The 24,024-nt window shown below is 58.1% G+C and carries 25 protein-coding genes; 16 read left to right on the top strand and 9 right to left on the bottom strand.

The window, feature by feature from the left end:
• Positions 1-6 precede the first annotated feature (6 nt).
• Positions 7-390 (top strand): Na+/H+ antiporter subunit G, encoded by a 384-nt coding sequence (locus tag GOX21_RS05610; RefSeq protein ID WP_170349275.1) that lies wholly within the window; start codon positions 7-9, stop codon positions 388-390.
• 5 nt (positions 391-395) lie between these two features.
• Complete coding sequence (gene selD, locus GOX21_RS05615; protein WP_170376016.1) at positions 396-2,555, top strand: selenide, water dikinase SelD; 2,160 nt, start codon at positions 396-398, stop codon at positions 2,553-2,555.
• Here the strand turns inward: selD and mnmH are convergent.
• Together mnmH and GOX21_RS05625 are read right to left on the bottom strand one after the other, a co-directional pair.
• Positions 2,546-3,598, bottom strand: a complete 1,053-nt coding sequence (gene mnmH, locus GOX21_RS05620) for a tRNA 2-selenouridine(34) synthase MnmH (protein ID WP_170376017.1) — start codon at positions 3,596-3,598, stop codon at positions 2,546-2,548. The two genes, selD and mnmH, sit on opposite strands and share 10 nt — an antisense overlap.
• 44 nt (positions 3,599-3,642) lie before the next feature.
• Positions 3,643-4,308: an SOS response-associated peptidase gene (locus GOX21_RS05625; protein WP_170376019.1), complete on the bottom strand. Its 666-nt coding sequence runs from the start codon at positions 4,306-4,308 to the stop codon at positions 3,643-3,645.
• A gap of 55 nt (positions 4,309-4,363) precedes the next feature.
• Here GOX21_RS05625 and GOX21_RS05630 point away from each other — a divergent pair, with 55 nt between their 5' ends.
• A complete protein-coding gene (locus tag GOX21_RS05630; RefSeq protein WP_170376021.1) occupies positions 4,364-6,016 on the top strand; it encodes a tetratricopeptide repeat-containing sulfotransferase family protein in 1,653 nt (550 codons plus the stop codon).
• 62 nt (positions 6,017-6,078) lie between these two features.
• Here the strand turns inward: GOX21_RS05630 and GOX21_RS05635 are convergent, their stop codons facing one another.
• Entirely contained in the window at positions 6,079-7,656 is a 1,578-nt protein-coding gene (locus GOX21_RS05635) for a bifunctional metallophosphatase/5'-nucleotidase (RefSeq protein ID WP_170376023.1), read from the bottom strand.
• 109 nt (positions 7,657-7,765) lie between these two features.
• Between GOX21_RS05635 and GOX21_RS05640 the strand changes: the two genes are divergently transcribed.
• The 4 genes from GOX21_RS05640 to arsC are packed head-to-tail and all read left to right on the top strand — an operon-like array spanning position 7,766 to position 9,925.
• On the top strand, positions 7,766-8,104 hold the full coding sequence (locus GOX21_RS05640) for a DUF952 domain-containing protein (RefSeq protein ID WP_170376025.1): 339 nt from the start codon (positions 7,766-7,768) through the stop codon (positions 8,102-8,104).
• Positions 8,101-8,532, top strand: coding sequence for a DUF1330 domain-containing protein (locus tag GOX21_RS05645; protein ID WP_170376027.1), 432 nt, complete (start codon positions 8,101-8,103; stop codon positions 8,530-8,532). The genes GOX21_RS05640 and GOX21_RS05645 overlap by 4 nt, the downstream gene beginning before the upstream one ends.
• Positions 8,529-9,587, top strand: coding sequence for a quinone-dependent dihydroorotate dehydrogenase (locus GOX21_RS05650; RefSeq protein WP_170376029.1), 1,059 nt, complete (start codon positions 8,529-8,531; stop codon positions 9,585-9,587). Before GOX21_RS05645 ends, GOX21_RS05650 begins: the two co-directional genes overlap by 4 nt.
• The gene (gene arsC, locus GOX21_RS05655; protein ID WP_170376132.1) at positions 9,584-9,925 is read left to right on the top strand and encodes an arsenate reductase (glutaredoxin); all 342 of its coding nucleotides are present in this window, start codon (positions 9,584-9,586) and stop codon (positions 9,923-9,925) included. The genes GOX21_RS05650 and arsC overlap by 4 nt, the downstream gene beginning before the upstream one ends.
• On the opposite strand, the gene GOX21_RS05660 is transcribed toward arsC, so the two are convergent.
• Genes GOX21_RS05660 through GOX21_RS05670 form a run of 3 tightly spaced genes read right to left on the bottom strand, consistent with a single transcriptional unit; the run spans position 9,922 to position 12,182 of the window.
• The gene (locus GOX21_RS05660; RefSeq protein WP_170376030.1) at positions 9,922-11,241 is read right to left on the bottom strand and encodes an MATE family efflux transporter; all 1,320 of its coding nucleotides are present in this window, start codon (positions 11,239-11,241) and stop codon (positions 9,922-9,924) included. The genes arsC and GOX21_RS05660 overlap by 4 nt on opposite strands.
• Positions 11,242-11,244: 3 nt before the next feature.
• A complete protein-coding gene (locus tag GOX21_RS05665) occupies positions 11,245-11,763 on the bottom strand; it encodes a PaaI family thioesterase (RefSeq protein WP_170349293.1) in 519 nt (172 codons plus the stop codon).
• Positions 11,763-12,182, bottom strand: coding sequence for a PaaI family thioesterase (locus tag GOX21_RS05670; protein WP_170359262.1), 420 nt, complete (start codon positions 12,180-12,182; stop codon positions 11,763-11,765). Before GOX21_RS05670 ends, GOX21_RS05665 begins: the two co-directional genes overlap by 1 nt.
• A gap of 113 nt (positions 12,183-12,295) precedes the next feature.
• On the opposite strand from GOX21_RS05670, the gene GOX21_RS05675 reads away from it, so the two are divergent.
• From GOX21_RS05675 to GOX21_RS05710, 8 genes are all read left to right on the top strand, one after another.
• Positions 12,296-12,664, top strand: a complete 369-nt coding sequence (locus GOX21_RS05675; protein WP_170349296.1) for a MerR family transcriptional regulator — start codon at positions 12,296-12,298, stop codon at positions 12,662-12,664.
• Positions 12,665-12,953: 289 nt separating this feature from the next.
• Positions 12,954-13,355 carry a MerR family transcriptional regulator gene (locus GOX21_RS05680; RefSeq protein WP_170349298.1) on the top strand — a complete coding sequence of 134 codons (402 nt, stop codon included), beginning with the start codon at positions 12,954-12,956 and terminating at the stop codon, positions 13,353-13,355.
• A gap of 46 nt (positions 13,356-13,401) precedes the next feature.
• Positions 13,402-15,183, top strand: coding sequence for an acyl-CoA dehydrogenase C-terminal domain-containing protein (locus GOX21_RS05685; RefSeq protein WP_170376032.1), 1,782 nt, complete (start codon positions 13,402-13,404; stop codon positions 15,181-15,183).
• Positions 15,184-15,238: 55 nt separating this feature from the next.
• Complete coding sequence (locus GOX21_RS05690) at positions 15,239-15,451, top strand: hypothetical protein (RefSeq protein WP_170349301.1); 213 nt, start codon at positions 15,239-15,241, stop codon at positions 15,449-15,451.
• 277 nt (positions 15,452-15,728) lie between these two features.
• Entirely contained in the window at positions 15,729-16,367 is a 639-nt protein-coding gene (locus GOX21_RS05695; protein ID WP_170376034.1) for a glutathione S-transferase family protein, read from the top strand.
• A gap of 11 nt (positions 16,368-16,378) precedes the next feature.
• A complete protein-coding gene (locus GOX21_RS05700) occupies positions 16,379-17,590 on the top strand; it encodes an acetyl-CoA C-acetyltransferase (protein WP_170376036.1) in 1,212 nt (403 codons plus the stop codon).
• Positions 17,590-18,078 carry a cupin domain-containing protein gene (locus GOX21_RS05705; RefSeq protein WP_170376038.1) on the top strand — a complete coding sequence of 163 codons (489 nt, stop codon included), beginning with the start codon at positions 17,590-17,592 and terminating at the stop codon, positions 18,076-18,078. Before GOX21_RS05700 ends, GOX21_RS05705 begins: the two co-directional genes overlap by 1 nt.
• Complete coding sequence (locus tag GOX21_RS05710; protein ID WP_170376040.1) at positions 18,071-20,272, top strand: 3-hydroxyacyl-CoA dehydrogenase NAD-binding domain-containing protein; 2,202 nt, start codon at positions 18,071-18,073, stop codon at positions 20,270-20,272. Before GOX21_RS05705 ends, GOX21_RS05710 begins: the two co-directional genes overlap by 8 nt.
• A gap of 66 nt (positions 20,273-20,338) precedes the next feature.
• Here GOX21_RS05710 and GOX21_RS05715 read toward each other — a convergent pair whose 3' ends face one another.
• From GOX21_RS05715 to GOX21_RS05725, 3 genes are all read right to left on the bottom strand, one after another.
• Positions 20,339-21,097 carry a Hint domain-containing protein gene (locus GOX21_RS05715; protein WP_254428451.1) on the bottom strand — a complete coding sequence of 253 codons (759 nt, stop codon included), beginning with the start codon at positions 21,095-21,097 and terminating at the stop codon, positions 20,339-20,341.
• Between the two features lie 173 nt (positions 21,098-21,270).
• On the bottom strand, positions 21,271-21,933 hold the full coding sequence (locus GOX21_RS05720; RefSeq protein ID WP_170376043.1) for a sulfotransferase family 2 domain-containing protein: 663 nt from the start codon (positions 21,931-21,933) through the stop codon (positions 21,271-21,273).
• Positions 21,930-22,856: a DMT family transporter gene (locus tag GOX21_RS05725; protein WP_170359274.1), complete on the bottom strand. Its 927-nt coding sequence runs from the start codon at positions 22,854-22,856 to the stop codon at positions 21,930-21,932. Before GOX21_RS05725 ends, GOX21_RS05720 begins: the two co-directional genes overlap by 4 nt.
• A 150-nt stretch (positions 22,857-23,006) precedes the next feature.
• Between GOX21_RS05725 and GOX21_RS05730 the strand changes: the two genes are divergently transcribed.
• Positions 23,007-24,023 (top strand): hypothetical protein, encoded by a 1,017-nt coding sequence (locus GOX21_RS05730; protein WP_170359276.1) that lies wholly within the window; start codon positions 23,007-23,009, stop codon positions 24,021-24,023.
• Position 24,024: the final 1 nt, after the last annotated feature.

Genomic DNA, 24,024 nt, shown 5'->3' on the forward strand with positions numbered 1-24,024 from the left:
GCCCCAATGTTCATAATCGAGTTTCTAGTCGCCTTCTTTCTGATCGTATCCGGCATATTCGGTTTTGTCGGCTCGTATGGGATGATAAAGTTGAAGGACCCGATGTCTCGTCTTCATGCCCCAACCAAAGCGACGACGTTGGGTGTGGGTGGTGTGCTGCTGGCGTCGATCTTTCATTCGGCAGTAATCGAGCAGCATATTTCCCTGCACGAGCTGCTGATCACCCTTTTCCTGTTCCTGACTGCGCCGATCACGGCCCTGTTCATTGCCAAATGGCATATTCATCGCCATGAAAAGCCCGATGATCTGCCTGACGCAGGTGAGGATGAGCTTTGGGCCACTCACGCGGTTGAGCAAGTCGAAGACGTACCAGACCACACAAAGACCTGAATTCCATGCATCACCCCCCGCTGCCCCTGACCCGTGATCTGGTTCTGATAGGCGGCGGGCATACCCACGCGCTTGTACTGCGGAAATGGGGCATGAACCCTTTGCCCGGTGCGCGGGTGACCGTGATCAACCCCGGTGCCAATGCCCCCTATTCCGGTATGCTACCAGGCTTCGTCGCCGGACATTACCAGCGTTGGGAGCTGGACATTGATTTGGTGCGCCTTGCCCGATTTGCCGGTGCGCGCGTGATCCTGGGCCCGGTTGATGGTATCGACATCGACCGGCGTCAGATACACGTGCCTGGGCGACCACCCGTGGCCTTCGATGTGGCGTCGGTCAATGTGGGGATCACCTCGGACATGCCGGCCCTGCCCGGATTTGCTGACCATGCAGTTCCCGCCAAGCCGCTGGGACCGTTTGCCTCCAGGTGGGCGGAGTATCTGGATGGCAGCGGCCCCGCCTCAGTCGCCGTGATCGGCGGTGGGGTCGCGGGGGTAGAACTGGTTATGGCCATGGCTCATGCCCTTCGCGCCAAAACCCGCACAGCGCAGGTGACACTGATCGACAATGCCCGGGCCTTGGCGGCGACGGGGACCAAGGCGGGCGCGACCATTCGTAAGGCGGTGGCCGATCTGGGGATTGAGCTGATCGAGCATGCCGCGATTTCACGCATCGAACAGGATCATGTTCTGCTAGAGGATGGCCGCAAGGTTCCCGCCGAATTTATAACCGGGGCTGCCGGTGCCCGCCCCTATGACTGGATCACCCAGACGGGCCTTGATCTGCATGACGGCTACATCCGCGTGGACGCCCATCTGCAATCCAGCGATCCGGCGATCTTTGCCGCCGGAGATTGCGCACATCTTGCCGATAACCCTCGTCCCAAGGCCGGTGTCTATGCGGTCCGAGAGGCTCCGGTCCTGTTCAACAATCTGCGGGTCGCTCTGGGGGCCGGGAAGATGCGGCGATATCAGCCGCAGAAAGACTACCTAAAACTGATCTCTTTGGGTGGTAAATCGGCACTGGCCGAACGTCTTGGAACCTCGTTCAGCGGGCCAGTGATGTGGCGATGGAAGAACCATATCGACCAGAGCTTCATGAATAAATTCCGCAACCTGCCCCAGATGGCACGCCCCGCCCTACCGCGCCACCATGCAGCGGGCATGCAAGAAGCCCTGGGGGAAAAACCCATGTGCGGCGGCTGTGGGGCCAAGGTTGGACGCGGCGCGTTGCAAACAGTTCTGAGTGGCCTGCCAAAGCCGAACCGGGACGACATCACCCCCTTGCCCGGGGACGATGCCGCCCTGCTGACAACCGGCGGAGCGCGGCAAGTGATGACCTCGGACCACCTGCGCGGCTTCACGGATGACCCAATGCTGATGACGCGCATCGCCGCTGTTCACGCACTGGGGGATATCTGGGCCATGGGGGCCAACCCACAGGCGGCGACGGCAACGATCATCCTGCCGCGTATGTCCCCGCAATTGCAGCACCGCACCTTGTCCGAGATCATGACGACGGCCACCGAGGTCATCCGCGACGCCGGGGCAGAAATCGTGGGCGGTCACAGCTCAATCGGGGATGAGATGACCATCGGCTTCACTCTGACCGGACTGTGCGACAATGACCCGATCACTTTGTCCGGGGCACGTCCTGGGGATGCATTGATCCTGACAAAACCCCTGGGCAGCGGGGTGTTGATGGCCGCTGAAATGGCGGGGCAAGCTGATGGCAGTTGGGTGGCCGATGCCTTGCGGCAAATGGTTCAGCCGCAAGGCGCAGCATCGCGCATTCTGGCCGGGGCACATGCGATGACGGATGTAACCGGATTTGGACTGGCCGGACATCTGATGGGCATGTGCGAAGCCTCGGATTGTGGTGCAGTCTTGGATCTGGACACGATCCCTCTGATGACTGGCGCGCTGGAATTGGCCGCTCAAGGTGTCCGGTCGACAATCTTCGAGGACAACCGCGCAATCGTTCCGGGCATTCCATCCTCGGACAAGGCCGACCTGCTGTTTGACCCGCAAACTGCTGGGGGACTACTGGCCGCCGTCGCATCCGATCAGGCGCACGAATTGTGCGAACAGCTAAGGCACGCGTGCTATCCGGCGGTCATCATCGGGCATCTGACTGACACTCCGGGTTTGCGGCTTCAGAGCTGATCCAGAATTTCTTCAACCCGAGCGGCTGCGGCGTTCAGGCCCGCATCGTCCAGCGCCGCCACGTCGATTTGCGCGATAATCTTGGCGGCGCGTGTTTTGGAGGATTTGGCATAGGCCGGGTCATAATGCTGTTCCATCAACGCCCGCGTCAGCGCCCGTTTATCCCCCGCATCGATCAGCGCTAGCCATCCATCCACCACATCGTGTCCTCGATGGAACCGTAGCGGAGACAGGCGATCGCGCAAGCGCTCGGTATCCGAGAGGATATCGTCGTAAGCCTTAACCAGATACGCGGTACGCGCCTCAAGGGAAGCGGACACCTGAATCCGCGGTGCCGTCCGCAACGCAGTCCACAAGCTTGGCGGCAGGATCAGCGACCCGATCTTGGAGGATTCAGCCTCGACAACCACCGGGCGCGCTGGGTCCAAGCCGCACAATGCGGCGGATAGAGCGGACTCGAAGGCTTTCTGGCTGGGCTGCCCGCCCGGCATTTCACCTAGCAAAGATCCCCGGTGGTTGGCTATGTCTTCGAGGTCCAGAACCTGAACGCCGCGCGCCTTCAAATGCAGCAGCAGGTCAGTCTTGGCTGTGCCCGTATATCCATCGAGGGCCACCAACCGGTGCGGCAATGGATTGTCATAGAGGTAGCGATTCACCAATCGGCGATAGGTTCGGTATCCGCCATCGACCACTTCGGCCCGCCAACCGATCTGTTGCAACATCCAAGTGAACGACCCTGATCTCTGTCCGCCACGCCAGCAATAGACCAATGGTTTCCAACTGCCCTCGTGGTGCGACAGGCTGTGTTCGATGTGATTTGCCGCGTTCCGAAACACCAGCGCTGCGCCAAGCTTGCGGGCCAGAAACGGACTTTCCTGCACATAGATCGTACCCACCTGAGCGCGTTCTTCATTGTTAAGCACCGGCAGGTTGATGGCGCCCGGCAGATGATCCTCTGCAAATTCAGCAGGGCTGCGCACGTCGATCACAGTGTCAAAATCATGCGCATACAGGCCGGGTAGATCAGAAAATTTCAGAGCCATGCCAACGGTCTATCCTGCGAACCTTGAAATGAAAAGGCGCCCAGTCACGCCGGGACAGGTTCAATCAGGCCCGGCCCGCTGGCCCGGTTCGAATTTACTGCTGGATCAACGCGGTAGAACTCCAAGACTCCCTCGGCCCCGGGTTGCATCAAACGTGCCGCGCCTTTCCCCGCCTCCCCTAACCACAAAGGCCAATCATCAGGCTCAAGGATCAGTGGCATCCGATGATGAATGGCGCTGAGGTGGCGATTTGCCGGTGTTGTTACGATGGCGCAAGTGCCCTGCTGCGTACCCTCAATGCCCCAATCCTGCCAGACCCCGGCAAATGCAATCGGTGCGCCATCTTTGCGGTGGATGTACCATGGCAGACGTGTTCCCTGTTCAGTTTTGGTCCATTCATAGAACCCTGTTGCCACGATCAGGCAGCGTCGTTCGCGGCAGGCGGCGCGAAATGCAGGCTTTTCGGCCAGAGTTTCGGCACGCGCATTGATCAGCAAAGGACCGGCGGTTTCAGTCTTGTACCAATGCGGCAGGAACCCCCAGCGCAGCGAATCCAACTGGCGTCCGACTTCGCCAACGCGCACCACATGCACTTGATTTGTCGGGCAAACATTGAAGTTCGGCACAGCAGGCAACGTGTTTGCAGGCCGTGCTGAAAACAGCTGCGCCATTGCGTCATTTGGAAGGGTTATTGCAAACCGTCCGCACATGGGTAAAGAACCATCAATAATCGTTTCATACAGGCACAGGGTGTCACGGGGTCACATGCAAAATCAAACAGCGAATACCCTCAAAGGCAAGGCGGTGGCTGCTTTGGAAGCAGGCAAGCTGCAACAGGCGCTGAAGAAGGCACAGTTGGGCGTTAAGAAATTCCCCAAGGATTCTGATTTCCACGCCATCTCGGGCTTTGTGCTGACCGAAATGAAGCAATACAAGAAATCTATTCCGCATTTCGTCGAAGCGTCACGAATAAAGCCAGACGACCCTCAATTCGTGGAAAACCTGGCAAATGCGCTTATGCAGACCGGACAGATCCCCAGGGCACTGGAATATACTGAACAAAAGCTGGAACAGTTCCCAAACAACAAAGAACTGAACCGCGTCCTGGATGAGATTCACCTGAAAGGCAGCAACTGGCGCCTGGTCATTGAACATGCGAGCAAGAAGCTGCAAGCCGAGCCTGACGATGTGAACCTTCTGGGCAAACGGGCCCGTGCCTATTCGAAAATTGGATTTGTCGAGGACCACTCGCGCGATGTTTCTCGCGCCTTTGAGTTGGAACCGGAAAACATAAAGATTGCTTTCGCAAAGGCCGTGAACCTGCACCAAAGCGGTGACAAAAACGGGTCAAAGGAAATCTTGCAGCGTATTCTGGATACAGATCCCGAAAACATGAGCGCTTTGCTGCAGTTGTCCCTTGTAACCTCCAAGGATGACGGCCCGAAACTGATGGAGGCGGTCGAGACCGCAATCGCCAACAAGGACGAAGACTATCAAGAGTTGGAGTTCGCCAAGGCACACCTGATCTCGGTAATTGACGATCTAAATGCCGCCATGCCTCAATTTGTGCGAGCCAACAAGGTACAACACGATAGCAACCCGTACGACGCCGCTGAGGAAGAGAAAAAGCTGAACCAGATCACCGGTCTGTTCCCCATTGGAACCGATTTACCCGCAGCCGGATCAAGCGATGGGCCGGTTCCGATCTTCGTTCTGGGTCAGCCCCGTTCGGGCACCACGTTGATGGAGATGATGCTAAGTTCGGCGCCCGATATCGCCGGGTGTGGTGAGTTGACGTTGGCGTCTGACCTGTCGCATGAATTCCAATTGGGCAATCAGCGTTTTGACGCTGAAAAAGCCACTGAATTTGCGCAGCAATTCCGCGAACTTATGCCACCGATTCCTGACGGATCGGTCGCGTTCGTTGACAAGATGCCACACAACTATCAGCTTGTTGGTTTCTTGTTGGCCGCCTTCCCCAATGCAAAGATCATCAACATGCTACGTGACCCCCGTGATGTGGGGTTGTCGAAATGGATCCGGCGGTTCCCGGCTGGTGGGATGCGTTATGCGTCGAACCTGACAGCCATTGCTCATTCGGCGAATATGTACCGCCGCTATATGGCACATTGGGATACCGTGTTCGGTGACCGCATACTGACCGTTCCTTATGAAAAATTAGTGGCCGATCCGAAAACCTACAGCCAACAGGTTGCTGCGTTTTGCGATATCGAATGGAACGAAACCATGATGCACCCTGAGAAAAACACCAAGCAGGTCAGAACGGCCAGTATCGATCAGGTTCGCAACAAGATCTCGACCAAGTCCATTGGCGGATGGCAGAGCGTCTCTGAACATCTGCGCCCCATGCTGGACGGTTTCGATCCGGCGCTCTGGCCTGAATATGATCTGGGCTGAAACGCCCAAAACACGAAAGGCCGCATCGGGGATGCGGCCTTTTTCTTTGCTATGTCGCAGAGTTACTTCTGCTTGATACGGCCGTCCAGATAAGGCTGATAGGGCGCATTTTCAGCCAAGTACTCAGCCGTGACATCTGCCAGGTCCGGACCAAAGTCATAGGCATTCTTGTCGTCGCCTTCGAACATGTTGTACCCGTCGCCGCCGTTGCGGACATAATTGTTGGTCACAACCAGATAGGTCGCTGCCGGGTCAATTGGCGCAAAGCCATCACCCTGGGCAACCATGACCTCGGACACGCGCCCTTCGTTCGGCGCAACCATTGGATCCCAGATGAATGTCAGACCCGCAACCTGCGGAAAGCGGCCCTTTACATCTTCGACCTGGCTTACGCCGTTCTCCAGCGCGTCGATCACCCCCTGACCACTGATCTCGAAGGTAGACAGGGTATTCTGGAATGGTAGCACCGTCAGCACCTCGCCCATGGTTACTTCGCCCGGGTCGATTGAGGCCCGCAGCCCGCCAGAGTTGGCAATCGCAATCTGTACACCCTGATCGGCCACACGCGCCAGCATGGCGTCGGCGACCAGGTTGCCCATCTCACATTCCTGCACACGACATACAGAACGGTCCCCCTCGATGGCGTCTGCTGCATTCGCCACCACCTTGTTGCGGATTTCGTCCAGCGGCACGGCCAGTTCGGCGATACGGTCCAACGCGGACTGATCCTCGGTAACGGAGTTGTCCATGATCAGCGGCTCGCCCACCGCCTCAAGCACATTGCCGTCATCGTCGAAGGTTACGTTCAACTCACCCAGAAACTTGCCATAAGCATAGGCCTGCACGATCTGGACACCGTTGACCACGGTCGGGTACGGACCCGCTGCCTTGTCGGACACGTTCGACAGGTAAGTGTTCGAATGACCGCCGACAATTACGTCCACCCCGCTGGTTTCCTGCGCTACGCGTTGATCAACACCATAGCCGGAATGGCTGAGAACGACGATTTTATTAACGCCTTCGCCGGTCAACTTGTCCACTTCGGCCTGCACTGCGGGGGCCGGATCAGAAAAGCTGATATTTGGACCAGGAGAGGCAAGATCATGCGTGTCTTCCGGTGTCAGGCCAATCAGGCCGATCTTTTCCCCGCCCACTTCGATGACAGTCGATTTCTTGATCTTGTCGATCAGCAACTCTTCGTCGGCAATATCCGCGTTCGACATCAAAACCGGAAATTCCACCGAGTCGATGAAGCCGCGCAGCACTTCGGGGCCATCGTCGAATTCGTGGTTGCCCACGGTCATCGCGTCATACCCCAGCTTGTTCATGAACTCGGCTGCGACCTTGCCCTTGTAATAGGTATAGAACAACGAACCCTGAAACTGATCCCCACCATCGACCAGGATCGAGTTTTCGGCCCGCGCGCGCGCGTCATTCACCGCAGTAACCAACCGGGCCGAACCGCCGAAACACTTGCCTTCTGCTTGGTCTTCCTCATCGCAAGCGCTGTCGTATTTGTTGATCGGCTCAAAACGCGCGTGGAAATCGTTGGTATGCAGAATCGTCAATTTATAATCGGCTGCGGCCATACCTGCGGTCAGGCCCAGAACTGCAGCAGACGCCAAAAAGCGGGTGAACATCTTCATACTCCTTGTTTTTTGTTTGGCGTGATGGTGCGCTCGCCAACAAGAAGAGTCAAAGGGGGAAATCCGTCTTGATTCTGCCCGTCACGCGGGGCATCACCACCTCATGCTGATTTACAAGATATTCAGGGCCGAGGAATGGGCCGCACTGCAGGATCAGGGTGCCTCGGATGGCGCACCGATTGATGTGTATGATGGATATGTCCATTTCTCGACCGCCCAACAGGCGGCTGAGACCGCAGCCAAACACTTTGCCGGTGTAGAAGGTTTGACCTTGTTGGCCTGCGATGCCGATGCCATGGGCGATGATCTGAAATGGGAGGTCTCGCGCGGTGACGCCTTGTTCCCGCATCTTTACCGGCAGATCCGCATGACAGATGTCGTCTGGTCGCGCGCCCTGCCCTTTGACGGGCAAACCCACCAATTCCCCGAGGGGATGGAATGAGGTCTTTCGTCGACCCTGACCGCACCCAGTTTGAAGCGTTCAAGGCGCTGGACCGTGATCATCCGATCGAGATGTTGAATCTGGTCAAGTTTCGCGACTTGGCCGAATACCCGACGGGCCACGAACTGGCGGATGCCGGGCTGACCGGCGCGCAGGCTTATCGAAATTACGGGGCGGAAACCGCCCCGATTATCGCGCGCCTTGGGGCGTCGATCCTGTGGCGCGGCGCGTTTCAGACCACTCTGATCGGCCCGCAGGACGAAGATTGGGATGAGGTATTTATCGCCCGCTATCCGACTGCACATGCGTTTTTGGAAATGGTGACCGACCCGGATTATCAGGCTGTGGTTATTCACAGGCAGGCGGCGGTTGCAACTTCGCGCCTGATCCGCTGCGCCCCGGCCAAAGGTGGAGAGACTTTCGGATGAAACTGACCGAGAAACTGGGGCTGGCGGTCCTGCACAAGATGGACCCCGAAGCCGCCCATGGCATGTCGATCAAGGCGTTGAAGGCCGGGCTTGCCCCGATGCCCGGGCCGGTCACATCGCCGCGGCTGAAAACTCACGTAGCTGGACTGGACCTACCCAACCCGGTGGGTCTGGCTGCGGGGTTTGACAAGAATGGAGAGGTTTTGACGCCCCTCTCACGCACAGGCTTTGGCTTTATCGAAGTGGGCGCTGTTACACCACGCCCGCAGCCCGGCAACCCCAAACCTCGCCTGTTCCGCCTGACCGAAGATAAGGCCGCAATCAACCGCTTTGGCTTCAACAACGAAGGCATGGAGGTCATGGCGCGCCGTCTGGCCGACCGCCCCAAGAATGCGATCATCGGGCTGAACCTGGGCGCGAACAAGGACAGTGACGACCGCCCCGGCGATTTTGCCAAAGTGTTGGCCCATTGCGCCGAGCATCTGGATTTCGCCACGGTCAATGTCTCATCCCCCAACACCGAGAAACTGCGGGACCTGCAGGGCAAGGCCGCGCTTGGCGCATTGCTGGGCGGCGTGATCGAAACCCGCAACGGCCTGTCCCGGCCTTTACCCATTTTCCTGAAAATTGCCCCTGACCTGACCGAAGCTGAATTGCAGGACATCGCAGATGTGGCGAAGGAAACAGGCGTTGACGCGGTGATTGCAACCAACACTACACTGTCCCGCGATGGGCTGCGCAGTGGGCTTAAGAGTCAAACCGGCGGCCTGTCCGGCGCGCCCTTATTCGAAAAATCGACCCGTGTTCTGGCACAGCTGAGCCAGCTGACCGAGGGCAAAATCCCGCTGATTGGCGTGGGCGGTATCAGCAGCGCGGAACAGGCGTATGCCAAGATCTGCGCCGGGGCATCTGCCGTGCAACTTTATACCGCGTTGGTGTATGGCGGTATTTCTCTGACCGCAGATATCGCGCAAGGTCTCGATAAATTGCTCGCGCGGGACGGATTCAACAACGTCGCGCAAGCAGTTGGAAGTAAACGAAAGGATTGGCTTTGATTTCATATTGGCACAACCCGCGCTGTTCGAAATCCCGCGCCGGGCTGGCTCTGCTGGAAGAGAATGGCGCGCAGGTCGATGTTCGGAAATACCTGGAAGACGCACCCTCGATCGATGAACTGCGTACGGTGCTGGGCAAACTCGGCGTCAACGCCATAGACATGATGCGCACGGGTGAGAAACAGTTCAAAGAACTGGGTCTGACCAAAGCAACCCCTGCTGACGAGTTGATCACCGCAATGGCCGAGAACCCCATCTTGATCGAGCGCCCTCTGGCAATCGCAGGTGACAAGGCTGCCATCGGGCGCCCGCCCGAGAACCTGTTGACGTTGATCTAGGCCACCTGTGCCTCCAGTCTGGGATAACGCCAACCCATGGTGACGCCGCGCGCGATGTTCAGAACCATCAGCGCGGCCCACAAGCCGTGGTTACCAAAGGCCGGCACCAGTAGGAACAGGGCCGCCACATAGATCGCAACTGATTGAACCATCGCGTTGCGCATCGCACGCGTCCAGGTGGCCCCAATATAGATGCCGTCGAACATCCAGCTTGCCACCCCGATTGCCGGGGCCAGCGCGGCCCAGATCAGATAGTCTCGCGCCGCCGCGCGCACCTCGGCCGAGGTTGACATCAGATCGATCAGCGCAGGCCCAGCCAAATAGAACACAACCCCCAGCAGGAACGCCCCACCTACGCCCCATTGGGACGCCATGATTGACGCCCGCCGGACCTGAGACCGGTTCCGCGCGCCCACGGCACTGCCGACCAGAGCCTCGGCGGAAAAGGCGAAGCCGTCCAAGGCAAATGCGGTGATCTCAAGAAATTGCAGCAAGACCTGATTGGCAGCCAGGTTAACGTCTCCCAGATCGGACCCAACGAACAGAAATGTCGTGAACGCGCCCGTCAGCAGAACAGATCGGATCATGATGTCAGCGTTCACCTGCATCATCCGGCGCAATCGCGCTGCGTCGAAAATACGTGGCCAGTCGCGCCATTGATTCCCTGTGAACGCTTCGCGGCACAGATACAGGCCCAGCGCCAGCCCGGTCCATTCCGCGATCAGGGTAGCAATGGCCACACCTTCGACGCCCCAGCCCAACCCAAGCACGAACCACAAGTCCAGCAAGATGTTCAACCCGTTCATCCAGACCTGCAGGAGGAACACGCCCCGTGTCTGCTCTATTGCGATCAGCCAACCCGTAACGGCAAAAAGCGCGATGGTTGCCGGGGCACCCCAAATGCGGATTTGCAGGTAATCCTGTGTCAGCGCCTCAACCTCGGGGCTGGCGGGTGACAGGGCAAACGCCCCCCAGAACAGCCCGACTTGCGTGAGAATAAAGAACAGCCCCGCCGCGCCGCCCAACAGCAGCCCGCGCATCAATAGCGCACCGGTTTCCGCCGTATCCCCTGCCCCGCGCGCCTGCGCCGCCAGACCGGTCGTGCCCATGCGCAGAAAGCCAAAGATCCAATAGATCGCAGACAGTATAACCGCGCCCATACCCACGGCCCCGATGGGCGCGGCCAACCCCATCTGACCGACTACACCGGTATCCACAGCGCCAAGTATCGGAACCGTGGCATTCGACAGCACAATCGGAACGGCGATTTTCAACACCCGCGTATGTGTCAGGGGTGCCGAGGCGTGCTGCGTCACGGGTTACTCTCTTTCCGCTTTCGGCTGCGGCATCAGGAAATGCCCCGTGGCCTGCGCGATGGGTCGTGCGTGATTGTCCTGCCAGGCCTCGACCCGGACCGAGGCATAGCGCCTGCCGGACCGGCTGACAAAGGCGCGCGCATAAGCATCCCGCGGCAAGCCAGAGCGTAAGTAGTCAACCGTGAAATCAACGGTTTTTGGAAATCTCACCGCATCGGCTTTGAACAAATCTTCGGCCTCGATCTCACCGCTTTCGATGCGGGGAAAGAAGTGTTCCCAACTCAGCGTGATGACGGCCGTCACCTCAAGAAATGCGGCTGTAACCCCGCCATGCAGCGCGGGCAGCAATGGATTTCCGATCAGCTTGTCGTCAAAGTTCAGCACCCCAGTCAGCTCATCGCCGCGTCGGTCGAAGGTGATATTGAGAAAGCGGATGTAAGGAACTCCGTCGACAATCGCCTTCAGGGCCGCGTCGCGACGTTGCTTGACCACCTGCATGGGTTCGGGTCGGGGACGCACCATTACAATCCCTCCACCGTAAAGGCGCCTGCCGCTGTTGCGACCGGGCGTTCTTGATCGTCGTCCATCGCGGTTGCCCGAACAAAAGCAACATTGCGCGTGATGTGGTAGCAGGTCGCACGCGCCGTAATGCTCTGCCCCGGCGTCGCTGCGCGCATATAGTCAATTCTCAGGTCAATTGTGGCCGTCCCGCCCGGAGCGGACGGATGGGACATAACGGCCGCCCCACAGCATGTGTCCAGGGCGGCAAACACAGCGCCGCCATGGATAACGCCAGTTCTGGGGTCTCCGATCAGATCCGCATTATACGGCATTGAAATTTCAGCCTCGCCATCGCTGATGGTCGTCAGTTTCAGACCAAGTGCGTTGGCATGCGGAATCGCCTCAATGAACTGGCGGGCAATCTCTACTTTGTCGACCATGTATGCGTGTCCTTTGGATTCCGTCCTTTATGAGCCTGCGCTTTGCAAAAGAGCAAGACCGCCTGTTGCGCTTGCCGCCACGACGCCCTAGTTTGCTGCTGAGGAGACAACAAATGACTGACAACCGTTTGTCATTAAACGAGATGTGCGAAGAGTTCGACGTAACCAAGCGCACTTTGCGTTATTACGAATATATCGAACTGCTGCAGCCCGAACGCGAAGGCCGCTCGCGTTATTATGGGCCGCGGGAATGCGCGCGGATGAAACTGATCATGCGTGGGCGCCTGTTTGGATTCTCGCTGGAAGAGATTCGCCAGTGGCTGCTGATCTATGAAGATCAGGGGGATCAGGCACAAATGGCCGAGTTTATAAAACTGGCCGACCGGCAGATGCCTGAACTGCAAAAACAGCGTCAGCAACTGGACGAGGCGATGGAAGAACTCCAACGCCTGCGCGACCAGACCGCTAAATCTCTGGGTTGATCTTCGACAGGATCAACTGGCCATTTTTAACCTTTAGAACATTCTGCAAGCGCAGCGCTGCGTCAGAATTTCTGTCTGACCGTTAGGCGTCAGCCCCCGCCCCACAGCTAAATTCCGTTACGTAACGTTTTCAATTGGGCGTTATCCGCACCTTGACGCGAGAGGATGCTACGTCAACTTTCATAGTGACGTAGCGTTTGCATTACGTGAACGTCATCTACGTGTTGTAACGTGCGCATCAACTGCGCAACTGACTTTGATAGACGCCAGTGACAAGAGTGCTGAAACCATGACCGAAGATCTGATGACCATCCGTGAAATGTGCGAGACATATGATGTCACGCCGCGCACTTTGCGATTTTACGAGGCCAAGGAACTTTTGTTTCCGATCCGCGAGGGCCAGAAACGTCTGTTCACCAAACGTGACCGGGCGCGCCTTAAACTGATCCTGCGCGGCAAGCGCTTTGGCTTTAGCCTGGAAGAGATCCGGCAGCTGCTGGACCTGTACCATGTGGGTGACCAGCAAATGACCCAGATGACCCGTACGTTTGAAATCGCACGGGAACGTCTGGCAGATATGGAAGCCCGCCGCGAAGAGCTGACGCAAGCCATTGACGATCTGAAAGAACAGCTGCGCTGGGGCGAAAAAGTCATCGCCTCGATGAAGAACGAGAACAAAGCCGCCGAGTAACTCTGGCGGCCCAATCCCCGGACATCTGAATTTAAGGGAGCTTCAAATGCCCGTCTATAACGCGCCTACAAAAGACACTCAGTTCATTCTGCACGATGTTCTGAAAATCTCAGACTCGGATATTCCGGGTTATAGTGAGCTGGAAGCCGAATTCACCGGCGCCGTTCTGGAAGAGGCCGGCAAGGTCGCGACCAACGTATTGCACCCCCTGAACGTGGTGGGTGACACCGAAGGGTGCCGGTTGGAAAATGGCATCGTGTACACGCCCACAGGCTTCAAGGACGCGTTCGAGCAGATGAAAGAAGGCGGCTGGACCGGCCTCGACATGCCCGAAGAGTATGGCGGGCAGAACATGCCCTACGTCATCGGCACGGCTGTGGGCGAGATGTTCTCGGGCGCAAACCAGGCCTTTACAATGTATCAGGGCCTGACCCATGGCGCGGCCTCGGCCATTCTGGCGCATGGCTCGGACGAGCAGAAGAACAAGTACCTGCCCAACATGGTCAGTTGCGAATGGACCGGCACCATGAACCTGACCGAACCGCATTGCGGCACCGATCTGGGCCTGATGCGTACCAAAGCGGAACCGCAGGGCGATGGCAGCTATAAGATTTCCGGCCAGAAAATCTTTATCTCGGCCGGCGATCACGACATGGCCGACAACATCATCCATCTGGTGCTGGCCAAGATTCCCGGCGGTCCCGAGGGTATCAAGGGCGTGTCGCTGTTCATCGTACCCAAGTTCATCGTGAACGAAGACGGGTCACTGGGTGAGCGCAACGGCGTCTCGGTCGGCAAGATCGAAGAGAAGATGGGCATCCACGGCAACTCGACCTGCGTCATGAACTATGACGAGGCCACCGGCTGGTTGCTGGGCGAAGAACACAAGGGCATGCGCGCCATGTTCACCATGATGAACGAGGCGCGTTTGGGTGTCGGCATGCAGGGTCTGTCTCAGGCCGAGGCTGCGTTCCAGAACGCCTTGGAATACGCCAAGGACCGCCTGCAGGGTCGCGATGTGACCGGGGTGAAGAACCCGGACGGTCCCGCCGATCCGCTGATCGTTCATCCCGATATTCGCCGCAATCTGATGGATCAGAAAAGCTTCACCGAAGGGGCCCGCGCGTTTATCCTGTGGGGCGCGACGATGATCGACAAGGCGCACCGCTCAGGTGACAAGGACGCGGACGGTCTGATCTCGCTGTTGACCCCGGTTATCAAGGGCTTCCTGACGGATGAAGGCTACGACATGACCGTTCAGGCGCAGCAGGTCTATGGCGGCCACGGTTACATCGAAGAATGGGGCATGTCGCAATACACCCGCGACGCCCGCATCGCGATGATCTACGAAGGCGCCAATGGCGTTCAGGCGCTGGACCTGGTCGGTCGTAAGCTGGCGCAGGACGGCGGCAAGCACGTCATGGCGTTTTTCGAGATGGTCAAATCCTTCTGCAAGGAAAACGGCGGCAAGGATGAGGCTTATGATAAGGCCTTCATCGAACCGCTGAAGGCCGCGTCCAAGGACCTTCAGGCTGCCGGCATGTATTTTATGCAGGAAGGGATGAAGAACCCCAATAACGCTTTGTCCGGTTCGTACGACTTCATGCACATGTTCGGCCATGTCTGCCTGGGCCTGATGTGGGCGCAGATGGCCAAGGCGGCGCAGGACGCGCTGGATGGTGGTGCGTCGGACAAAGAGTTCTACGAGACCAAGCTCAACACTGGTCGATTCTACATGGCGCGTCGCCTGCCCGCCACGGGCATGCATCTGGCGCGCATCCAGACCGGCGCGGAAACGGTCATGGCGCTGGAGGCCGCTAACTTCTGAACATAACCCGGCCTTGGGGTCCTACCCCCGAGGCCGGACTTTCGAAAGAGAGACAATGCCAAAACGTTTTCGCCTGACCCGCCGCTTTCCGGTCGCTATGACCGAGGACAGCTATCGCAAACTGCGCGGCTTTGCGCGCGAGGCCGGGTTGGACGAAGGTGAGGCGTTATCCTTTCTGTTCGAGAATTTCAACAGTGTGATCAATGAGGACAAGCTGACCCGAAGGCTGCGCGAATTCAATTCTGAGCTTGAGGCGCGCAAGCGATGATCAAGGCGCAACAGATATTTGCTCGCGCTCAACTCGAGGTTGGGCGCCTCCGGCGGGAGTATTTTTGAAAAGATGAAAATGTGGTGCGTCCCTGCCACCGGGCGCACTCACCATCAGGACAGGAACGACTTCACCTTTTACGGTCATCGGCTCTCCAGCCTGTACCGCTCGGCCATATCAAAGGAACAAGGTTGGTAAATAGTGAACGCGAAGTCTTCATCTTTTCAAAAATTCTCGAATTCGACCTGACCACGCACACCACGGGAGGGGTGATCGTATGACTATCAAACTGCACTGCTTCGGCGAAAGCGGAAATTCCTACAAGGCCGCGCTGGCGCTTGAGATGTCGGGACTGGACTGGGAGCCTGTCTTTGTCGATTTCTTCAACGGCCAGACCCGCACACCCGAATACCGTGCCGACGTCAACGAGATGGGCGAAGCACCCGTTCTGATCGATGGCGATTTCCGCACTACGCAATCCGGTGCCATTCAGGCCTATGTGACCGAGAAATCTGGCAAGTTCGGCGGCAAGGATCGCGACGAGAATTACGAGATTTTCCGGTGGGTTCTGTGGGACAATCACAAGCTCAGTTCGATGGCCGGGCTGACCCGCTTTCTGATCAACTTCTTGCCTGAACAGCACCGCAACCCGGATGTCATCGCCTTTAACCAAGGGCGGTTGAAAGCGGCCTATCAAATCCTGAACGACCATTTGGACGACCGTGATTGGATCGTCGGTGATGGCGTGACCAACGCCGACATCAGCTGCTGCGGCTATCTCTATTACCCCGAACCATTCGGCTTTGACCGCGCCGACTGGCCCCATATCGACGCCTGGCTAACTCGCCTGTCCGAGCAGCCCGGCTGGAAACACCCCTATGACCTGATGCCCGGCAACCCGTCGGATCGAGCTTAAGGAGAAGACCCATGACCGAAGCTTACATTTATGATGCCCTGCGCACCCCGCGCGGCAAGGGCCGCAAGGATGGCAGCCTGCACGAGGTTACCTCGGTGCGCCTGTCCGCCCTGACCCTGAACGCGATGAAAGAGCGTAACAACCTCGAAGGTCACGCCGTCGAGGACGTGATCTGGGGTAACGTCACGCAGGTGATGGAACAGGGCGGCTGTTTAGCGCGATCGGCCGTGCTGGCCTCCGATCTGGATCAATCGATTCCCGGCTTGGCGATCAACCGTTTCTGTGCCTCGGGGATGGAAGCCGTAAATTTGGCGGCAAACCAGGTCAAAGGTGGCGCCGGCCAAGCCTATATCGCAGGCGGCGTAGAAATGATGGGCCGTGTGGCAATGGGCAGCGATGGCGCGGCGATTGCCGTTGATCCAACGTTGGCGATGGATACCTATTTTGTGCCGCAAGGCATATCGGCCGATATTATCGCAACCGAGTATGGGTTCAGCCGTGATGACGCCGATGCGCTGGCCGTTGAATCTCAGAAACGCGCTGCGACCGCTTGGGAAGACAATCGGTTCGAGAAGTCGGTTATCACCATCAAGGATCAGAACGGCCTGACCATTCTGGACCGCGACGAGTACATGCGCCCCGGCACCGACATGCAGAGCCTTGGCGCGCTGAACCCCTCGTTCGCGATGATGGGTGAGCAGATGCCGGGCTTCGACAAGGTCGCGATGATCAAATACCCGCATCTTGAGCGGATCAATCATATCCACCACGCGGGCAACAGCTCGGGCATCGTGGATGGGGCTGCAGCCGTGCTGATCGGCAACAAGGAATTCGGTGAGAAATACGGCCTGAAACCGCGCGCGCGCATCAAGGCAACTGCCAAGATCGGTACCGATCCGACCATCATGCTGACCGGCCCGGTTCCGGTGACCGAGAAGATTTTGGCCGACAATGGCATGAAGATTAGCGATCTGGACCTGTTCGAAGTGAACGAAGCCTTCGCTTCGGTCGTGTTGAGGTTCCAGCAGGCATTTGACGTTGACCCTGCTCTGGTTAATCCAAACGGCGGCTCAATCGCGATGGGTCACCCGCTGGGCGCGACCGGTGCAATGATCATCGGCACGTTGCTGGATGAGTTGGAGCGTCAGGACAAGGAAACCGGTCTGGCCACGCTCTGCATTGCATCCGGCATGGGTGCGGCAACCATTATCGAGCGTGTCTGATGCCCAAGCTGAACCTCTCACAGATCCCGTTCAAGGGGGGCTCGTCTTATCCCGGCAAACTGGCGCAGGCGACCGCCGGTCGTTTTGTGCAGCGTGTGGGCGATGCGGGTGGGCTGACCCAATACGGTGTCAACATCGTGCGGCTGGAACCGCAGGGTATGTCCTCGCTGCGCCATTACCATATGGAGCAGGACGAGTTTGCCATCATCCTCAGTGGCAGTTGCACACTGATCGACGACGATGGCGAGCATGACTTGCAGCCTGGCGATTGCGCCACTTGGCCTGCAGGTGAGGCCAATGGCCACCACCTTGTGAACAAAACCGATGCGCCCATGACCTTTCTGGTCGTGGGCACACGGACCCCGACCGAGACCGGCTATTACAGCGACATAGACATGATGGTGAAGGATGACGAAAACGGCTTCGCCTTCACCCGCAAGGATGGCAGCCCGCTGACGGCTGACCAGATTGGAGATGACAATGACTGATTTCACTCTGACCAAAGACGCGGACGGCGTCGCCTTCATTACCTGGGACGCTCAGGGCAAATCCATGAACGTCATGACCCGCGAGGCATTCGAACTGGTCAGCGCGCTGGTCGATCAGGCGCTGGAAGATGATGAGGTCAAAGGCGTCGTTATCACAAGCGGCAAGGAAGGCTCATTTGCCGGCGGCATGGACCTGAGCACGTTGGCCACCATCCGTGAGGAAGCAGGCGATGAACCGGCGCAAGCCTTGTTCGACTTTGTCATGGGCGGCCACCACATCCTGCGCAAGCTGGAACTGGCGGGCATGGACCCCAAGACGAAAAAGGGCGGCAAACCCGTAGTCTGCGCCATCAACGGCACCTGTGCCGGGATCGGGACCGAGATTGCGCTGGCCTGTCACCACCGCGTTATGACCAGCAACCCCAAGGCCAAGATCGGCCTGCCCGAGATTCTGCTGGGCATCTTCCCCGGCGGCGGCGGCACCACGCGCTTTAGCCGCATGGTTGGCGCGATGGCGTCGGCCCCTGTCCTGCTGGAAGGCAAGATGATGGACCCGGCCAAAGCCAAGGGCGCGCAGTTGATCGACGCCGTGGCTGACGATCCGGTAGCTGCCGCAAAAGAGTGGGTTTTGAACGCAAAAGACGCCGATCTGGTAAAGCCGTGGGATGCCAAGGGTTACAAGATGCCCGGCGGTGCGCCCTATCACCCTGCCGGGTTCATGACCTTTGTTGGTGCCAACGCCATGGTGAACGGCAAGACTCAGGGTGCTTTCCCGGCAGCCAAAGCATTGCTGAGTTCGATCTACGAAGGTGCACTGGTCGATTTCGACACCGCCCTGCGGATCGAGGCGCGGTGGTTTACCTCGATCCTGATGAACCCGTCATCGTCGGCAATGATCCGGTCGCTGTTCCTGAACAAAGAGGCATTGGAGAAAGGCGCGGTGCGTCCCAAGGATGTGCCCGATCAGCGCGTCAAAAAAGTCGGTGTTCTGGGCGCTGGTATGATGGGGGCTGGTATCGCACTGGTCAGCGCTCAGGCAGGTATGGAAGTGGTTCTGGTCGACCGCGATCAGGAAGCCGCTGACAAGGGCAAGGCCTATACCGAGAGCTATCTGGACAAGGGTATGAAGCGCGGCAAGATCACAGCTGAAAAGAAAGAGGCCATGCTGGATCGCATCACCGCGACCCCGGATCTTGATCACCTGAAGGGCTGCGATCTGATCATCGAAGCTGTCTTCGAAGACCCGGGCGTGAAGGCCGAGATGACCCAGAAGGTCGAGGCGATCATCCCCGAGGATTGCATCTTTGCCTCGAACACATCGACCCTTCCGATCACCGATCTGGCCAAAGCATCCTCGCGGCCTGAACAGTTCATCGGTATTCACTTCTTCTCACCGGTCGAGAAGATGTTCCTGGTCGAAATCATCAAGGGCAAGGAAACCGGGGATCGCGCGGTGGCCAAGGCGCTGGATTATGTACGTCAGATCAAGAAGACGCCGATCGTGGTCAACGATGCGCGCTTCTTCTATGCCAACCGGTGCATCATTCCCTACATCAACGAAGGGGTTCGGATGATCGCTGAGGGTGTAAACCCTGTGCTGATCGACAATGCCGCACGTCAGTTGGGCTTCCCGGTGGGGCCAATCCAGCTGACCGATGAGACCTCGATCGATCTGGGGGCCAAGATTGCCCGCGCGACCAAGGCGGCGATGGGCGATGCCTACCCGGAAAGCCCCTCGGACGATCTGATCTTCTGGATGGAAGAACAGGGTCGTCTGGGTCGCAAGGCAAATGCAGGCTTCTTCGACTATGACGACAAGGGTAAGCGCGTCGAATACTGGAAAGGCTTGCAAGAGAAATACCCGCATGCCGAGGATCAGCCTGACCTGATCGAAGTGCAGGAACGTCTGATGTTCGCACAGGTTCTGGAAGCGGTCCGCGCGCTGGAAGAAGGCGTTCTGGAAGACATTCGCGAAGGTGACGTGGGTGCGATACTTGGTTGGGGCTTTGCGCCTTGGTCGGGTGGTCCGCTCAGCTGGTTGGACATCATCGGCACGCCGTACGCGGCCGAGCGCTGTGATCAGTTGGCCGAGGCCTATGGCGAACGTTTCGCCTGCCCACCGCTGCTGCGTGAGATGGCTGAGAAAGGCCAATCCTTCTACGGCCGCTTCAACCCCGAAGCAAAAGCCGCCTAAAGAAAAACGCTGGCGCATGCCCCCATGCGCCAGCGTTACTTTGCAGTCTCAGATACAGCTTCCCAGTCAGATCATCATGACGGGCCGTCCCGGGCGCCCAGGACGACGTGCGCCTCTGGCCGGTCTGGTCGGTACAATCGGGTGATCAAAAATCGGTGCAGGCAGCGAGCCCAGTGAATTGGCCAGAACGGCAATATCGCGGCGTCTTCCGGTCAGATAGATCAAATCCGCAGCGGCCTCGGCCGAGACAACCTTATATGACGCCCTACCAGGGACATTACGTGATCCAAAACGCCCCGAGGGGCAGAAGGCCCGGAAGCCGCCCTCGATATAGATCACCTCATCCTGATCGAAGAACAGGGTGCTGATATCGAAACAGGACGCAGGCACATTCGAAGTGATGCGAAACATGCCGCTCAGCAACCTTGCCGAAACAACAGGCAGGCTGACCGGCAGCGCGATCGGATCATGGTCCAGCTTGGTGTTATCCAACGCCACGCCCTGTTCCGGCATCAGCCAGACCGGCCGACCATTATAGGCCGCATGTGAAGGTATGCGCACCGGCATGCTATCAGCATTGGTTTCATCGGGCGGCACCGTAATGCAATCCGTCGCAACGCGATTTATCGCCTTGAAACCATTGTCCAATGTACGAATGAGGTCGCCAACCTGAAGCTCTTCTACCAGCTTCCATCCACCTTTGGTTGCAACCTTGGTTCCATGTACCAGACCGCCCCGGCGTGCGTTCAACGCGGCCTGCGGTTCAGCGGTGCCCTGGTACTCAGAACGCTCTGCAAAATCAATGACACTCTCTACTTTCAACAAGAACCGAACCCACTCTTTACTCACTACAACTACGTTCGATGATTAACACAGGATTAAGTAGGATGACTTATTTTTGACATATTACGGCCAGATTTGGGCCAATTCGGGGTCGATAAACGACCTACACCCAAACAACACCGCGAAAATTAATAAAATTGGGCTCGAATTGGAAACTATGCGCGGTCAATCGCATCAAATGCATAGCCGAATCTAGCGATGTCTTCAGCACAGGCCTCGGCCACAGCATTGGCGGTCTGATCCGAATAATACTCGCGGTAATCTTCCAATCGCTCGGATCGATTGAGCCTGGGTAAGCTTAGGTGAAAACCCAAATGGTCGAACAATGGGGCCGCATCCTGATCGAAGTATTCCAGCCGAATGTAGAACCGGCATTGTTCGACTCCATCCGCACGGGTCATATAGTGCCGCGCCGGGTTCCGTCGGAATGACTGTGTCGTATCGGGGTGCAATACAAACTGGTCAAAAGTCAAAGCCTTTGCCAGCGAAACCGCCGGGTGGTCAAAGCCTTGCACGCGCAGCCAGTGAAAATAGCTGACGATCCGATCCCACGGGTTGCGCACCATGGTGAAAGCGGTCAGAGCCTGCAATTCAGGGATCGACAGAACTCCGTCAATATCGGTCAGGGTCGAGTGTTTCCATAACCGTCCCCTGCCCTTCAGCGCCTTGGCCCGATTGCGGCGCCTCACAGCTTTGGGAGTATCCCCAATCAGGATGTCATCCTTCATCGCCCGTGCTTCCAGCGCGTGCGCCAAAGACGTGCCGCCGGTTTTGGGAATATGAACGAACACATAGCCGCGCCCAGGCGAGATGATCACGCCGCCTCTCCCAGCGCGGCCGCGCGCTTTGAGCGCCAGCCCAGCAACGCACCCGCTGCCGCGATCAAGCCAATCCCCAAAATTTGCATGACACCAATCGTCTGACTCAGTGCCACCCAGGCGAATAGCGGGCCGAAAATCATCACCGAATATTCGAACACAGCTACATAAGAGGTCTCACCGATCTGATAGGATTTGATCAACATGAAGACTGCAATGGTTGAGCCGACCGCCTGTATGACGACCCAGATCAACGCGGGTTGCATCTGCCAGACCATACCGCGCGTCACGAACCCGTCGGGGAAGGAATGTGGCACGAACGAGAACACAGCCAACCCAATCGCCCCAGCAAGCCCAAGCGTGATAATCATGGCCGCCAACAGGGCGACTGTGCTTTCCTGTGCGCAGTGGCTGCGTGTGACGAGGGAACTGAGGGCATAAAATAACCCTCCTGCCACTGGTAGCAGCGTCTTGGCGTCAAACTCATAAGGGTTGAGTTGCAATACGCACAAGGTCCCCGAGAACCCGATTACAACTGCCAGAATGCGCCAGGGGCCGATCCTCTGCCCCATTGCCAGTGCCGAGATCAACATCACAAAAATCGGGGATGTGAACAGGCCCGCCAGTGCCTGCGCAATCGGCATCAGCGCCAGTGAGGCAAAATAGAACAGCAAAGCCAGTGTAATCAGCACACTGCGCAGAATAACTGGCCCCAAACGCCGCGGGCGCAAGCTGCCCATTCCCAACAAAGACAGGACGACGATCAGAGGCAGCATCATCAGGGCGCGGATCAGGTGGAACTGCCACAGGCCGATCGTTTCGGCCAATAAGATCACCACGTTGTCGATGACCCCAAGGATCGCCATGGCGCTGACCATCAGGACCGAGGCCAATATCGGTGAGGTCTGAGTATCTGCCTGCATTTTGCACCCCAGTAGCAAAGTGGTGCGTGACACTCTGATCTGCCGCGCGTCGCGATATACAGCACAATTACAAATCGGCGCGCAACAGGTTTGCGCCTTTGGATTTTACCATGCTAAGCTGAAACAAAATAAGTACGAGCATTCCTCACCTTGAAGACAGCACTTAAACAGTACCAGCGGATCGAAGCGACCGGTCTGTGGCGTCCCTCGCCCGATGTGCAGCGGCGCGAGGTGGTGGTGTCGATTGGTGAGGCCACGCTGACGATCTCGGACTTCAACGAACAGGCGCTGACTCATTGGTCCCTGGCCGCGTTGGTGCGCCAGAATCCCGGCGATTTTCCGGCCCTGTTCAACCCCGACGGTGACCCGGACGAAACGCTGGAGCTGGAGGAAACTGAGACCACGATGATCGAGGCCATCGACCGCCTGCAGCGCGCCATCGACCGGGCGCGACCGCATCCCGGCCGGTTGCGTTGGCTCAGTGTTGCGGGTGTGGTGGCCGCCGTTGCCGCGCTGTTGCTGCTGTGGATGCCGGCTGCGCTGCAAAACCATGTCGTCTCGGTTGTGCCTGACATCAAACGCGCGGATATCGGGAATACCATCCTGCAGCGGATCGAGCGGGTCTCGGGGCGGGCCTGTACGTCCGAAGATGCGCAGGCAGCGCTTGATCAGTTGGCCGCGCGCACCGGCGTTCGGAAAATCGTCATTCTGCCCGCAGGCGTGCAGACAAGCCTTAGTCTGCCGGGTGGGATCGTTTTGCTGAACCGGGCGCTGGTCGAAGATCACGAGGACCCATCGGTCGCAGCTGGCTACGTCATCGCCGAACGTGCCCGCACGCAGGCGCAGGACCCGTTGGATGATCTGCTGGACCGCACCGGCGCCACAACGGCTTTCCGTTTGTTGACGACCGGAGAGCTGACGCCGGCGAATATCGACGCTTACACCGAACAGGTTCTGTCCGAACCGCGCCCGTCTCTGCCCGAGGATGATCTGTTAGAAGTGTTCGCCCAGGCCGCGCTACCGTCGACACCATACGCCTATGCCGTGGATGTCACGGGTGAGACGGTTCTGGGCCTGATCGAGGCCGACCCGATGGCGGGCCGCCCCTTGCAACAGGTACTGCCGGACCGCGATTGGGTCCGGTTGCAAAATATCTGCGGCGAATAGC

Origin of the sequence: Ruegeria atlantica, from assembly GCF_013032005.1 — a bacterium.
Classification (GTDB): Bacteria; Pseudomonadota; Alphaproteobacteria; order Rhodobacterales; family Rhodobacteraceae; genus Ruegeria; species Ruegeria atlantica_A.